General features: G+C 41.7%; 14 protein-coding genes. 2 read left to right on the plus strand and 12 right to left on the minus strand.

Going from position 1 to position 13,122, the window contains the following annotated elements; genetic code table 11:
- Window positions 1-95: 95 nt before the first annotated feature.
- Window positions 96-1,217 (minus strand): alanine dehydrogenase, encoded by a 1,122-nt coding sequence (gene ald / locus CE058_RS09695; RefSeq protein WP_048008352.1) that lies wholly within the window; start codon window positions 1,215-1,217, stop codon window positions 96-98.
- 142 nt (window positions 1,218-1,359) lie between these two features.
- Complete coding sequence (locus CE058_RS24750; RefSeq protein ID WP_197087582.1) at window positions 1,360-1,527, minus strand: hypothetical protein; 168 nt, start codon at window positions 1,525-1,527, stop codon at window positions 1,360-1,362.
- A 111-nt stretch (window positions 1,528-1,638) separates the two neighbouring features.
- On the opposite strand from CE058_RS24750, the gene CE058_RS09700 reads away from it, so the two are divergent.
- Window positions 1,639-2,091 (plus strand): universal stress protein, encoded by a 453-nt coding sequence (locus CE058_RS09700; RefSeq protein WP_048008351.1) that lies wholly within the window; start codon window positions 1,639-1,641, stop codon window positions 2,089-2,091.
- A 37-nt stretch (window positions 2,092-2,128) separates the two neighbouring features.
- Here the strand turns inward: CE058_RS09700 and argH are convergent, their stop codons facing one another.
- From argH to pbp4b, 3 genes are all read right to left on the minus strand, one after another.
- The gene (gene argH, locus CE058_RS09705) at window positions 2,129-3,526 is read right to left on the minus strand and encodes an argininosuccinate lyase (protein WP_048008350.1); all 1,398 of its coding nucleotides are present in this window, start codon (window positions 3,524-3,526) and stop codon (window positions 2,129-2,131) included.
- The gene (locus CE058_RS09710) at window positions 3,523-4,731 is read right to left on the minus strand and encodes an argininosuccinate synthase (RefSeq protein WP_048008349.1); all 1,209 of its coding nucleotides are present in this window, start codon (window positions 4,729-4,731) and stop codon (window positions 3,523-3,525) included. Before CE058_RS09710 ends, argH begins: the two co-directional genes overlap by 4 nt.
- A gap of 192 nt (window positions 4,732-4,923) precedes the next feature.
- Window positions 4,924-6,312, minus strand: a complete 1,389-nt coding sequence (gene pbp4b / locus CE058_RS09715; RefSeq protein WP_048008348.1) for a penicillin binding protein PBP4B — start codon at window positions 6,310-6,312, stop codon at window positions 4,924-4,926.
- 240 nt (window positions 6,313-6,552) lie between these two features.
- Here pbp4b and CE058_RS09720 point away from each other — a divergent pair, with 240 nt between their 5' ends.
- A complete protein-coding gene (locus tag CE058_RS09720; protein ID WP_048008347.1) occupies window positions 6,553-6,867 on the plus strand; it encodes a hypothetical protein in 315 nt (104 codons plus the stop codon).
- Between the two features lie 35 nt (window positions 6,868-6,902).
- Here CE058_RS09720 and CE058_RS09725 read toward each other — a convergent pair whose 3' ends face one another.
- From CE058_RS09725 to CE058_RS09755, 7 genes are all read right to left on the minus strand, one after another.
- Window positions 6,903-7,415: a MogA/MoaB family molybdenum cofactor biosynthesis protein gene (locus CE058_RS09725; RefSeq protein ID WP_048008346.1), complete on the minus strand. Its 513-nt coding sequence runs from the start codon at window positions 7,413-7,415 to the stop codon at window positions 6,903-6,905.
- Between the two features lie 41 nt (window positions 7,416-7,456).
- Entirely contained in the window at window positions 7,457-8,296 is an 840-nt protein-coding gene (locus CE058_RS09730; RefSeq protein WP_048008345.1) for an EcsC family protein, read from the minus strand.
- A gap of 384 nt (window positions 8,297-8,680) precedes the next feature.
- Entirely contained in the window at window positions 8,681-9,868 is a 1,188-nt protein-coding gene (locus tag CE058_RS09735) for an acetate kinase (RefSeq protein ID WP_048009295.1), read from the minus strand.
- 287 nt (window positions 9,869-10,155) lie between these two features.
- Window positions 10,156-11,139 carry a class I SAM-dependent methyltransferase gene (locus CE058_RS09740; RefSeq protein WP_048009296.1) on the minus strand — a complete coding sequence of 328 codons (984 nt, stop codon included), beginning with the start codon at window positions 11,137-11,139 and terminating at the stop codon, window positions 10,156-10,158.
- Between the two features lie 128 nt (window positions 11,140-11,267).
- Window positions 11,268-11,768: a thiol peroxidase gene (gene tpx, locus CE058_RS09745; RefSeq protein WP_048009297.1), complete on the minus strand. Its 501-nt coding sequence runs from the start codon at window positions 11,766-11,768 to the stop codon at window positions 11,268-11,270.
- Between the two features lie 130 nt (window positions 11,769-11,898).
- Window positions 11,899-12,363: a GerW family sporulation protein gene (gene ytfJ, locus CE058_RS09750; protein ID WP_048009298.1), complete on the minus strand. Its 465-nt coding sequence runs from the start codon at window positions 12,361-12,363 to the stop codon at window positions 11,899-11,901.
- Window positions 12,364-12,381: 18 nt separating this feature from the next.
- On the minus strand, window positions 12,382-13,077 hold the full coding sequence (locus CE058_RS09755; protein ID WP_163142254.1) for a DUF2953 domain-containing protein: 696 nt from the start codon (window positions 13,075-13,077) through the stop codon (window positions 12,382-12,384).
- Window positions 13,078-13,122 lie beyond the last annotated feature (45 nt).

Raw genomic sequence — 13,122 nt, forward strand, 5'->3', positions numbered from 1 at the left:
AACAAATTTCACAGAATATCCGGGGCTAATCAGCCCCGGATTTTTACATAAATTCTGAATTAGAACAGTATCGCAGATATGCGTGCGCCTTCAGCTTATTGCTGCTCCAATTGTGTTCTCGCATCTGAATAGTCAAGGCTATGGGCCTCAGCTACCGCCTTGTATGTCACGTAGCCATTTAATGTATTGACTCCCTTTAATAAAGCCTCATTATCCAGACAAGCCTGTTTGTAGCCTTTATTTGCTATTTGAACTGCATAAGGAACCGTCACGTTTGTCAGTGCAATAGTTGATGTTCTCGGAACTGCCCCAGGCATATTAGCTACCGCATAATGAACGACGCCATGTTTTTCATATGTGGGATGGTCATGGGTAGTAATTCGATCAGTTGTTTCAAAAATCCCTCCCTGATCAATGGCGATATCCACGATAACAGAACCCGGGCTCATCGTTTTGATCATTTCCTCCGTCACAAGCTTAGGAGCTTTAGCACCCGGAATCAGTACAGCTCCAATGACGAGGTCTGAATCCTTAACAGCTTCAGCGATATTATAAGGATTTGAGATTAAAGTAGTTACTTCTCTTCCAAAGATATCATCAAGCTGCCGAAGGCGATCTGGATTCAAATCGATCATAGTCACCTTGGCACCAAGACCAATCGCCATCTTTGCCGCATTGGTTCCAGCTACACCGCCGCCGATTATAGTAACTTTCCCACGCTGTACACCGGGGACCCCCGATAGGAGAATTCCTTTCCCGCCATGTATTTTTTCAAGGAACTGTGCGCCTACCTGAGCTGCCATTCTTCCCGCTACTTCACTCATTGGAGTTAATAGAGGCAAAGTCCGGTTGGAAAGCTGGACAGTTTCATAGGCAATGCCTGCAACCTTTTTATTTATTAAAGCATTAGTCAATTCGGGTTCAGCAGCCAAATGCAAATATGTAAAGAGAATTAACCCTTCCCGAAAATACACATATTCGCTCTGTATCGGCTCCTTCACCTTCATGACCATTTCCATGGCCCATGCCTCTTCCGCAGTCTGAACAATACGTGCGCCTGCACTCATATAGTCGCTGTCTGAAAAGCCCGATCCGATCCCTGCACCCGTTTCTATATAGACTTCATGGCCAAATTGGATAAGATTCATAATACCGGCAGGAGTCATGGCAACCCTGTTTTCATTGTTTTTTATTTCCTTTGGAACTCCGATACGCATTCTGCATACCTCCGTATTTTTAGTGATACCGCTATTAACTTTATATGGCTATTTTAGGGAAAAGTAAACATTTCCTTCGCCTATTTTTCCCTCCCAACCCGCATATAAAAAGCCCTCATTTATTTATGAGAGCTTGCTTTTCTTATTGCAGATCGCCTTCATTCCGTTCGTGAGCTTCCATGTCAAACTCGGCATTTGGCTGATCAATAACCCCGCTGTTATAAGCATTCATGATTTGTGCGCTAACTTCATTAGTACCCTGCTCATCAAAGAAATATGCGGATCCTGCTTGTGGTTCCCTCTTTTCCATCTTCATCTGCTCCTTTTCATAAAATTTTTATCAGCCTTATTATTGTTCGATTTTCTGTTACAGATATTCAATTTTTATAGATGTATAATATAGGTAAAGGAGGAGATTCAAATGGGCATGAAGTATAAAAACATATTAGTCGCTGTAGATGGTTCAACTGAAGCAGAATGGGCTTTTAAAAAGGCAATCGAAATTGCCAAGCGCAATAACGCTTCTCTGGTATTGGCACATATCATTGATACCCGCACGTTTGCCACTGTTGAAGCCTATGACCGTACCATAGCTGAAAGGGCTGACCGTTTCGCAACAGAATTAATGGAAAAATACAAAAGAACGGCTATGGATGCAGGCATCGAGAATGTAACATATGAAGTTGACTATGGTTCTCCTAAAGTGAAGGTTCCAAAGGATATTGCCAGAAAGCACAATGTTGACCTGATCATTTGCGGGGCAACAGGCATGAACGCGGTTGAACGTTTCATCATCGGCAGTGTATCTGAACATATCACCCGCTATGCCCGCTGTGATGTCCTCGTAGTCAGAACGGATAAAGAAGAAGAATAGAAAAAATGGCGCTGCCTGCTGCAGCGCCATTTTTACATTACTTATTGGCAACCTCTTTAGTGCCGACGACGTATTCCTTCGCTTTTTCAATCGCTATGCTTACTTGTTTGAATCCTGTTCCGCCTGCACTATTTCTTCTTTTGACAGCTGTATATGGATCCAGCACTTCATAAATATCTTCTTCGAACAATGGATGGGCACTCTTGAAATCATCAAGCGGCAAATCTCCAAGGAAGCATCCCTTTTGTACACAGACAAGGACCAGTTTCCCGACAATCTCATGTGCTTCTCTGAATGGAATGCCTTTATCAGACAGATAATCCGCCAGTTCAGTAGCATTGGAAAAATCATTTTTAGTCGCTTTTTCCATCTGCCCGGTTTTAACCTTCATGGTGCGGATCATCCCGGCAAAGATTTTAAGTGATCCTGTGACTGTCTTTACAGTATCAAACATCCCTTCCTTATCTTCCTGCATATCTTTGTTATAGGCAAGGGGCAGACCTTTCAATACTGTCAAGAGACCCATGAGGTTTCCGTAGACACGTCCTGTTTTACCGCGGATGAGCTCCGCCATGTCGGGGTTTTTCTTCTGCGGCATGATGCTTGAGCCTGTTGCAAAGCTGTCATCGAGTTCAATGAATTGAAATTCCTGGCTTGACCAGAGGATGAATTCTTCACTTAAACGTGACAGATGCATCATCAGGATGGAGCTTGAAGATAAGAACTCCAAAATAAAGTCTCTGTCGCTGACAGCATCCAGGCTGTTCTCATAAATGCCTTCAAAACCGAGAAGCTCAGCCGTATACTCACGGTCAATCGGGAAAGTTGTGCCAGCCAGCGCCCCAGCGCCAAGAGGTGATACGTTAATTCTCTTTAGACTTTCAGTAAAGCGCTTTTTGTCCCTCTCAAGCATCCAGAAATAAGCCATCAGATGGTGGCCGAAAGAGATCGGCTGCGCCCGCTGCAAATGAGTATAGCCCGGCATGATGGTTTCCACATTCTTTTCAGCCTGGATGATTAACTCCTCCTGCATTTCCTGAATCAATTCAACAATTTGCTCCACCTGCTTGCGGAGATATAAATGCATGTCTGTTGCCACCTGGTCATTTCGGCTTCTTGCTGTATGAAGTTTGCCGCCGACAGGTCCCGTCAGTTCAGTCAAATGGCTCTCGAGATTTAAATGAATATCTTCAAGCTTTACTGAGTAATCCAGTTCATCCTTGGCAGCCTTCTCTTTTAGCTGCTGAAGGCCTGTTTTGATTTTTTCTGCTTCTTTCTCAGTAATAATTCCTGTTTTAGAAAGCATGGAAACATGGGCCATGCTTCCTTCGATATCTTCCATAACCAATTCCTGGTCAAAAGAAATTGATGCTCCGAATTCATCTACCCATTCTTCAGCAGATTTTGTGAATCTGCCTCCCCATAGCTTTTTCACACTGTCACCTTCTTGCTGTTTTGAACAATGCTCTGCACTTTTGTCGGCAGCCCCCATAGTTTAATAAAGCCAACTGCCGCATTATGATCAAATTCATCATCTGAAGTATATGTTGCTAAATTTTCGTCGTATAGGGAATACGGAGATTTTCTTCCTTCAACAATTGCATGGCCTTTAAAGAGCTTTACTCTGACTGTTCCTGTTACAAATGTTTGTGTTTCTTTCAGGAAAGCCGTTAACGCATTGTTAAGCTGAGAGAACCACAATCCTTCATATATAAGTTCAGCCACTTTTTTCTCAATAACCGGTTTAAAGTGGGCCATTTCTTTAACCATTGTTAAGTCCTCAAGCTCTTTATGGGCTTTCAGAAGTGTCATCGCACCCGGGCACTCGTATACTTCACGGGATTTGATGCCGACAAGGCGATTTTCCACATGGTCGATACGCCCAACCCCATGCTTGCCTGCGAGCTCATTCAGTTCGGCAATAAGTTCGGAAAGCTTCATGCTATTGCCATTCAAGCTGACTGGCACACCCTTTTCAAAACCGATTTCAACCGTATCAGGTGTATCAGGAGCTTTTTCAAGAGAAACGGTAAGATCGTATGCATCTTCCGGAGGAGCAGCCCATGGATCTTCCAGAACTCCGCACTCATTGCTTCTGCCCCATAAGTTTTGATCAATGCTGTATGGAGAATCCAGGTTAATTGGGATAGGTATATTGTTTTGTTTTGCATATTCAATTTCTTCCTCACGTGACCAGCTCCATTCACGAACCGGAGCTAAGACCTGAAGATCAGGGTTAAGAGCCTGAATTGCCACTTCAAAACGAACCTGGTCATTTCCTTTGCCGGTACATCCATGCGCGACTGCTACTGCACCTTCTTTTTCTGCTACTTCAACAAGCTTTTTGGCGATCAGCGGGCGTGAAAGTGCAGAAATCAATGGATACTTGTTTTCATATAAAGCATGTGCCTGAAGTGCAATTAATGCATATTCATTAGCAAATTCCTCTTTTGCATCAATCACATAAGATTGTACTGCTCCAACAGTTAAAGCTTTTTTCTGGATAAAGTTCAGATCTTTTCCTTCCCCAACGTCAAGGCAGCAGGCAACAACAGCATAACCTTGATCCTGCAGCCATTTAACCGCAACTGATGTATCCAGACCGCCTGAGTATGCAAGAACAACTTTATTTTGTGACATTTATATTTCCTCCTTAGAATATACGTATAAATATACAATCGAATTATGTTTTTATTCATTTATTATTCTCTTACTTTAACAACCTTTTATTTAAAAATCAATACTTATTCTTAAAAATGTATAAAAATAAATGCAATTTTTCCAATAAAAAAAGGCAAAAGCCCTGTATTTAGCTTTTGCCTGCAGTATAGGTTAATGTTTTAATGCTTCATAAACCGCTGAAATTACACTTCCATATTGACTGATACTGTATGTGTCACCTTGAAACTTATGCGGATCTTTTAATGGATCGATGACAGGAGAATGTTTTTTATTTGTCAGGAGAGCGATTGCTAAATTATTTTCTCGGTCTATCACCGTTACTGTTCCTGTCCAGCCGGTATGACCGAATACTTCTTTCCCGGCATACTCGCTGAACATCCACTCCATACTTGAATCTCCGTTCAAACGCCATCCTAACCCATATGTAGGATTCATATCATAAGGTTCTACAAATTTATCAATTGTTTGTTTATCAAATAATTTTATATTTCCATAGCCCCCATCATTAAGCATCACCTGCATCAGAACAGCAAGATCTGAAGTCGTGGAAAAGAGACCTGCATGCCCGGATATTCCATCCATTGAATAAAAGGACTTTTCATCATGAACCTCTCCCTGGAGGGTATAGGTCCGGATATTAGGAAAGGAAATGACGCCATCCCTTGTGTTGCCGTGAAGTTCAGTTGCAGCGAAATCCTTTTCTTTGAATCCCTTGCGGAGAGGATTAAATAAAGTATGCTTTAACCCTAAAGGCTTATAAATATGATTCTCAGTATAACGGTCAAGCTGCTCTCCAGTTATTTTTTCAATAATAAATCCCAGCAGCATATAGTCAATATCACTGTAAACCTGTTTGGTGCCTGGTTCATACTGAAGGGGAGTTTTTAGAATCATGGAAAGCGTTTTACTGCGTTCCTGGGAATACAATTCTCCCGCTCTTTCAGGATTATGATAATGGACGCTCGAAGGAAATCCGGCTGTATGATGAAGCAAATCGATGATCCGGAGTTCACCTTTCCCTTTTATCTCTTCGTCAGCTGAATCTTTAAATTCAGGAAAATAATGCTGAATTTTTTCTTCAAGATTGATCTTTCCTTCACTGAGAAGATGCTGCAGTGAAAAATTAACGGCATACATTTTCGTATTTGATGCTAAATCAAACATAGTTTTTGTTTTCATTTTCTGCGGGTGATTTAAAGGATCAGATTCATCAAAGACTTTGGCTGAACCATATGCAGAATTTTTAACAATCTTGCCATCTTTAATAACGACTAAAGCCGCTCCTGGAAAACCATTTTCGATTTCCTCCTCGATCAGCTTATCAACCTCTTTAAGCTTTTTGGAAGAAAAGCCTGCATCCTCCGGGCTCTTTGATTTTGATAAAGTTGGATATTCTAAAGCTTTTTTATGCTTAAATACTTGCTCTATTGGGCTGTTTCCTGTTCTGCCCAATTCTTCTCCCAGGGCTGCAGCGGGGTAAGGCAAAAGCAAACCCACCACCAGGCCTAATACTGTTAAGTGCGCTATAAATCTTTTCATATTCTCCCCCAATTATTTGTTTTAATATTCTTAATAGTCAATATACTATCGATATCTTTTAAAGCTGTAAACCAATACCATAGCCTTTCTATTAAATCAGTACTTGTGAACCAAGTTCATCTATCTTCACATTAGTTCCATAGTAGTATCTGCAGAAGACGATTGAATACTAAAACAACCATGCACCGAAAACATCTTTATAGTAAAATAAAAACAAGATTATTGTTTGGGGGATTCATAATGGAGGAGCATTTTTCACATAATGGCCGTCTTGGCATTCCTATACCCGCTTTTGACCGGGAATGGGATGAATATTCACCAAAAACACAGCAGATGATTTTGTTTCAATGGGAAAAAATAAGAGGCAGGATTCCTGACCGCATTGCCGAGCTTGAAGCGGATATTAACAGGAAACAGGCTGAGCTGTCAGATGAGGGCAATTTTGAAAGATCATGCAGACTAAACAGTGAAATTTCAGAACTGGCATCCGTTATAAATGATTTGTGGCTATGGTATCGAACGAATCAGGATATTTCAGGGAAGATGCATTCATAAAAAAACCTTTCCGCAGCGGAAAGGTTTTTGGCCTCTTATAAATCTTTTCTTAGTTCCCTGACGATATGCCCGAGTTCAGGCAGAATCAGCTTATTCATCGCAAGGCGGACTGCCCCTGATGATCCTGGTGTTGAGAAAACTGCTTTATTTTGCATTGTGCCTGCAGCAGCCCGTGAAAGAATGGCCGCAGACCCGATATCTTCAGTGTAGCTCAGCATCCTGAACAATTCGCCGAATCCGTCAATTTCTTTATCAAATAATTCTCTAACCGTCTCGATCGTTACGTCCCTGAGGGCTATACCTGTGCCTCCATTCGTTAGCACAGCGTCAACCCCGGGGTTTTCACAGCCTTTTAATACGGCCTGTCGAATGAGAGTTTTTTCATCCTTGACGATTTCATAGTCAGCTATGATATGCCCTGCCTCTTCAAGCAGCTGAATCATCAGCTTTCCGCTTTTATCCGTTTCTTCATCTCTCGTATCACTCACGGTGATCACTTTGCATCTAACTTCTATTGGCGCTTCTTTTTTATGCTCTACTGTACTCACTTGGCACCACCTTTACTTAAAGATCCTATTTATCCTTGAGTTCACTGCTGATCATTCTTTCTATGCAGATATCTCATCTGGTAATATTTATGGGCAAATTCTGTTACTTTTCTTGTCAGCTGGTAATTGGTCCCTGCTCCAATAGCCATGCTGATAAAAGGAATACCCTGAATCGATTTTCTGCGGAAAAAGAAAATAGCCATTCCTTTAAAAAGCTGCTTCATTGGCTGCTCAATCCAGGTGATATCAGTCAACTCTTCTTTTCCTTCATAAAAATAGAATTCTTCCTGATTCTTCAGCTCATTCATTAATTCTTCCCAAGCACTGCCCTGCATGCGCGGCGGCAGTGTGGCTGCGTGAAAAACCTTAAGAGAGCTCATCATTTCGAATGGAGTATTAACCTCAAAACCATAGGTCATGGCAATCAGCTGTACGGCACGAAGATTAATAACCGCCATTGCGGGAATATCTGCCCCCAGCATGAGAGAGCTGCCTGACCCCGCAATGCCGCCCTGTGCAAAAGAATAAAGACGATGCCGGGCAATTTGCTGCTGAGCTATGTATTGAAGCTGGTCGATATTTAATTGCTTTAGATCTTCGATCGTCTCGATATCAGAATGAAATACACGTCCTGCCGTCAAAATTCGCTCTTTCGCATCCATTTGAAGCTGTGAACCCTGAATAAGCGCATGAAGATGAAACAGCCAGCTATCCATTGCCGAAAAAAATTGCTGCTGAACTTCTTCTGGCAACAGTGAAAAAGACCCCTCCAATGATTTATCATAAACCATTTCCAAATCATTGGGCTCATAACTCAACAGCTTGTTTTCCCACTCCTGAATACCTGCCAAAACGCTTTCTTCCCGTTCGTTCAATGGCATCGCAATTCCTCCCAAAACATTTTTTCTTGGACTCAGTATAGCATAAGTAAGATGGGGAATTCTCCTCCCGGCTGATGGGCAATAAATCCGATAAAGTGAAACTTCAATCAGTGGGGATTTTCCTTATCCCCTACTGATTGTTAGTCGCGTTCTAGTGTCGCTAAGATCTCCGCGAGCGCTTCGATCAATCGACACTACGAACCCGATTGGTTCAACTAAGCCTCTGCGTGCGCGTCGGCAAGTTTCACNNATCGGGCCTTTACGGGCAGTTAGACCCCCGCTTAGCCTCCTTTGATTCCTCTGAGTCTAGAAGTGGGGTCTTACTGCCCGTTAGACTGCGATAAAAAAAGACAAGAGCGTTAAGCCCTTGCCTTGTTATGAATTCTATTTTGCCAATCTCACAACATCACGCGCTATCATAACTTCCTCATTTGTCGGGATAATCATGACTTTAACTGGTGAATGAGGGTAGTTGATAAATGCTTCTTCACCGCGCACTTTGTTTAATGCAGGATCCCAGTAAACGCCCATGAATTCCAGTCCCTGAAGAACGCGTTCACGAATGACATCACTGTTTTCACCGATTCCGGCTGTGAAAATGATAGCATCTACGCCATACATGCGGGAAGCATAGGATCCGATGTATTTATGGATTCTGTTTGCGAATACTTCAAGAGCCAATTCTGCTCTTTCATTTCCTTCAACAGCTTGAATTTCAATGTCGCGAAGATCACTGGAGAAGCCGGAAACACCAAGCATACCGCTCTTTTTATTAAGAACATCAAGTACTTCATCAGCGTTCAAGCCTGTCTTTTCCATAATGAATGGAATAAGAGCAGGATCAAGGTTGCCTGATCGCGTACCCATTGTAACACCCGCTAATGGAGTGAATCCCATTGATGTATCGATTGACTTTCCGCCTTCAATAGCTGTAATGCTTGCTCCATTTCCTAAGTGACAGGAGATGAGGCGAAGCTGGTCAAGCGGACGGCCCAGCATTTCTGCTGCACGCTCTGAAACATATTTATGTGAGGTTCCATGGAAGCCATACTTGCGAATGCCATATTTCTCATAATACTCATATGGCAAGCTATATAGGAAAGAGCTTTCAGGCATCGTCTGATGGAACGCAGTATCGAATACTGCCACTGCAGGGACATTTGGAAGTACCTGCTGGAACGCCTTGATTCCTGTAATATTAGCCGGGTTGTGAAGAGGTGCAAGCTCAGATAGTTCATCTATTTTTGCAAGCACATCATCCGTAATAACTACAGAATCATTGAAAGCTTCACCGCCGTGAACAACACGATGGCCAATGCCTTCGATTTCATCAAGCGATTTAATGATCCCCAGATTAGTTAATTTGTCCAGAAGGATTTTAACTGCTACTGCATGATCTGGAATATCTGTTACTTCCTTGATTTTTTCGCCATTTACAGAAATATTGAAGACTGCGTTATCCAGCCCAATACGCTCGATTAAGCCTTTCGTAATAACATCTTCACTCGGCATGTCAAATAATTGAAATTTTAATGAAGAACTGCCGGCGTTAATTGCAATGATTTTTGCCATAAAGCTACCGCTCCTTTAGAATGTTCAAAGAGACTGATCTGTCACTTTAAACCCATACTTTTATATAACAATGTGTGATACGGCGATATAAAGTAATACAACTTTATTTTGTGCATCGGCCACAATTAATATCTCTCAATTTTCCATTTAAACACTGTATGCAAAACATTTCAAGAATCACCTTGCAATGATATCGTTTTCATGTTAAATTAAATATTTTCTGATACTTCCTTATATTTTTTCATTTAAAAAGAAGCCGGCAAATGCACAGCTTCTTTTCGTTTACTTTATTTACTTTCTTTAAACCAGACATCAATTTTCTTGAGAATTTTTTCTGCTTCTGCTGTTTTAGATAAGCTTGGCAAGTTGACTAGGAGCGCCTGCTTTGGGGGAGTGACTCCTTCCCCTTTCTTCTGAAGGATGAATATGCTTTTGGCCGCTTTTTCATTTTTGAACATAGTGAGCGGCAGCTGTATCAATCCTTGAATGTAGGCATTTTCCTTGATGAATTCATGAAGCTTGGGAGCCTGATCACTTTCGAACATCCCATTAGGAATGATAAAAAATAAATAGCCGCCAGATCTAACATGATTCATACTCTGCTCAATAAATAAGTGATGAGAATAGGAATGCCCCTCATCCGCTTTTAGCTTATACTCGGCCGAACGGACATCATTCGGATAATACCCGACAGGCAGATCACTTACTACGGCATCAGCAGATTCGATAAACAGCGGTTCAAGACTATCCTGATTGAAGAATTGAATGGGGTGCTCCTGTAAATTGGCATTGATATAAGCAAGCTTAATCAATAAGTCATCAATTTCAATCCCGTTTGCCTCAATTACTTTACCGCTTTGGTGATTCATAACAGTGGTCAATAAATTTCCTGTTCCTACCGCAGGATCAAGCAGGCGGAAGCTTTTATCCTGAATGAACTTTTCCACAAGATACCCCATCAGCATTCCCACTGCATCAGGAGTCATTTGATGATTGGGCTGCACATTTTCTTTCATGCCTTTTAATATAGCAAGCTGAAAGGACTTTCTGATTTCTTCTTTTGTGCAGCTGCTTAAGTCAATGGCTTCATAACTCTTCCTGAGCCTTTTAACTGTTAATTCACTGAGCTCATCCTGAAGAATACTTTCATGAAATAAATTCTCTCCTGTTTCAGCAAGAGCTTCTAAGTATGTACAATGCAGTTCTTCCTGCATAATTACAGCCGTTTCGTTTAAAATCGTAAATAAATCCTCAACCGGAGTTATTTTCACAGCATATTCCTCCCGTCCTTATTCTTTTTCCTATTTTAACGGGCTTTTGGTTCATTCACAAGTTTCGTGCTGAGGAACAAAAAAAAATTAAAGCCCCGGAACGAATCCGGAGCTTCCAATTATCTATATTATTTCGCTTGTTTAGCTGCTTCCACTGCTGCTTCATAGTTTGGATGATCTGTTGCCTCACTGACATATTCCGCATATGTCACAGTGTCGTTCGAATCAACAACAAAAACCGCACGGGCCAATAGACGAAGTTCCTGGATGGCTACCCCAAAAGCTTCTCCGAAAGACAGGTCGCGGTGATCGGAAACAGTTTGAACATTTTCAATTCCTGCTGCTGCACACCAGCGCTTTTGAGCAAACGGAAGATCTACGCTTACAGTAAGAATTTTAACATTATCAAGCTTGGAAGCTTCTTCGTTAAAACGGCGTGTCTGTGCATCACAAACGCCCGTGTCAATAGAAGGAACTACACTGATAAGACGTACCTGTCCTTTTGAATCAGCAAGTGTAACTTCAGAAAGGTCATTTGCCAGAACCTTGAATTCAGGAGCTTTATCTCCTACTTTTACTTCATTGCCCAGCAATGTTACAGGATTTCCTTTGAACGTAATAGATGCCATTTAAATCGTCCTCCTTAATCACTTATGTACAGTGTAAATCATATCTTTTCAGAATCTTTTTTGCAATTATTAAGGATAAATTCCAAGAAAAAAGTTAACTCTCCATAGGAAAGTTAACTTCCTTCGCCTCTTAGATATCAAGATCCTGTTTAGGTCCGTTGTACTCATCACTGTTTTCCTGCTGGTTCTGGCCTTGCTGGCTGCCGGAGCCGGTTTCTTTCTTATTAAACATCTGCTGAATTTTATCGACTGCCTGCGGGGCAAGGTCAAGAATTTTCTCATACAAATGAGTGCTTTCATCAAGATGAACCATTTTTACCCCGTGAGAATTTACAATCAAAAAGGCGATTGGTGTGATGGAGACACCGCCTCCGCTCCCCCCGCCAAACGGGTGGCCCTTTTCCTCGCCTGATTGTCCATCAAGCATAAATTCGCTTCCTCCTGCTGCAAACCCAAAGCCAACTTTTGAAACGGTTAAAATTACACTGCCATCGGGGGTTTCCACTGGATCCCCAATTATCGTGTTAACATCAATCATCTCTTTCAGATTTTCCATGGCAGTTGTCATAAGCCCTTGAATAGGATGGTCAGACATTCATTGCTCCTCCTCTTTCTAGACAGTTTTAGTCCCATCATCAGATAAGGCAGAAAGCGGCTTTGTCCTGAAGTCCGCCCGGCCGCCTTTCCAATATTTGATCAGTTTAATTCCTGCAAACATAGCATGCCCGACCCGAAAATGAATCATACATGAAATGGCAGTTTGTGAAACGGAAAATTGAAAATGGGGAGTAACTGTGATTCTGGGAGGCGTTTTCAGTTTCATATAATGACTTATTATTCCTAAAATGCTCCCTTTTATTGCCCAGAGAGCCCCGGTGATCATCCCCGTATGGGCTGCATCCCCAAGGCCTGCAAAAGTATGCCATTCAAGATTCCGGATGGTTACATGCTTTAGAAATTTCCGTATAATTTTGTGGAGAGACACGATATGATTAAGCATTGCTTTCGTGTCATGCAAACTATTAATAAGATCCGTCGCGGAGAATTGCTTAGTATCTTTATCAGAAGTATTTTCCTGTGGCCCTGCAGCCGTCTGTTCCTTTACGACAATCGTTGGCGAGTTATCATCAACCTTTATCAGCGGGACTTCAATTTTGTACCTGATCAGCCCGAACCAGGCTTTCATTTGGATTTTCAAATGATCATTATCGTTTCCATGGTAAAAATGAAAATATATTTTTAGTTTTGTTATCATAACTAGAATTAAAAGAAGTATGAGGGCAATTACGGCAATCAGGAGCCACTTCACTTTTTTTCACACCCTTTCAGCTTTGTATTATGCCCAACTGAACAA

This window comes from Bacillus sp. 22-7 (assembly GCF_010628845.1).
In the GTDB taxonomy this organism is placed as follows: Bacteria; Bacillota; Bacilli; order Bacillales; family Cytobacillaceae; genus Cytobacillus; species Cytobacillus firmus_B.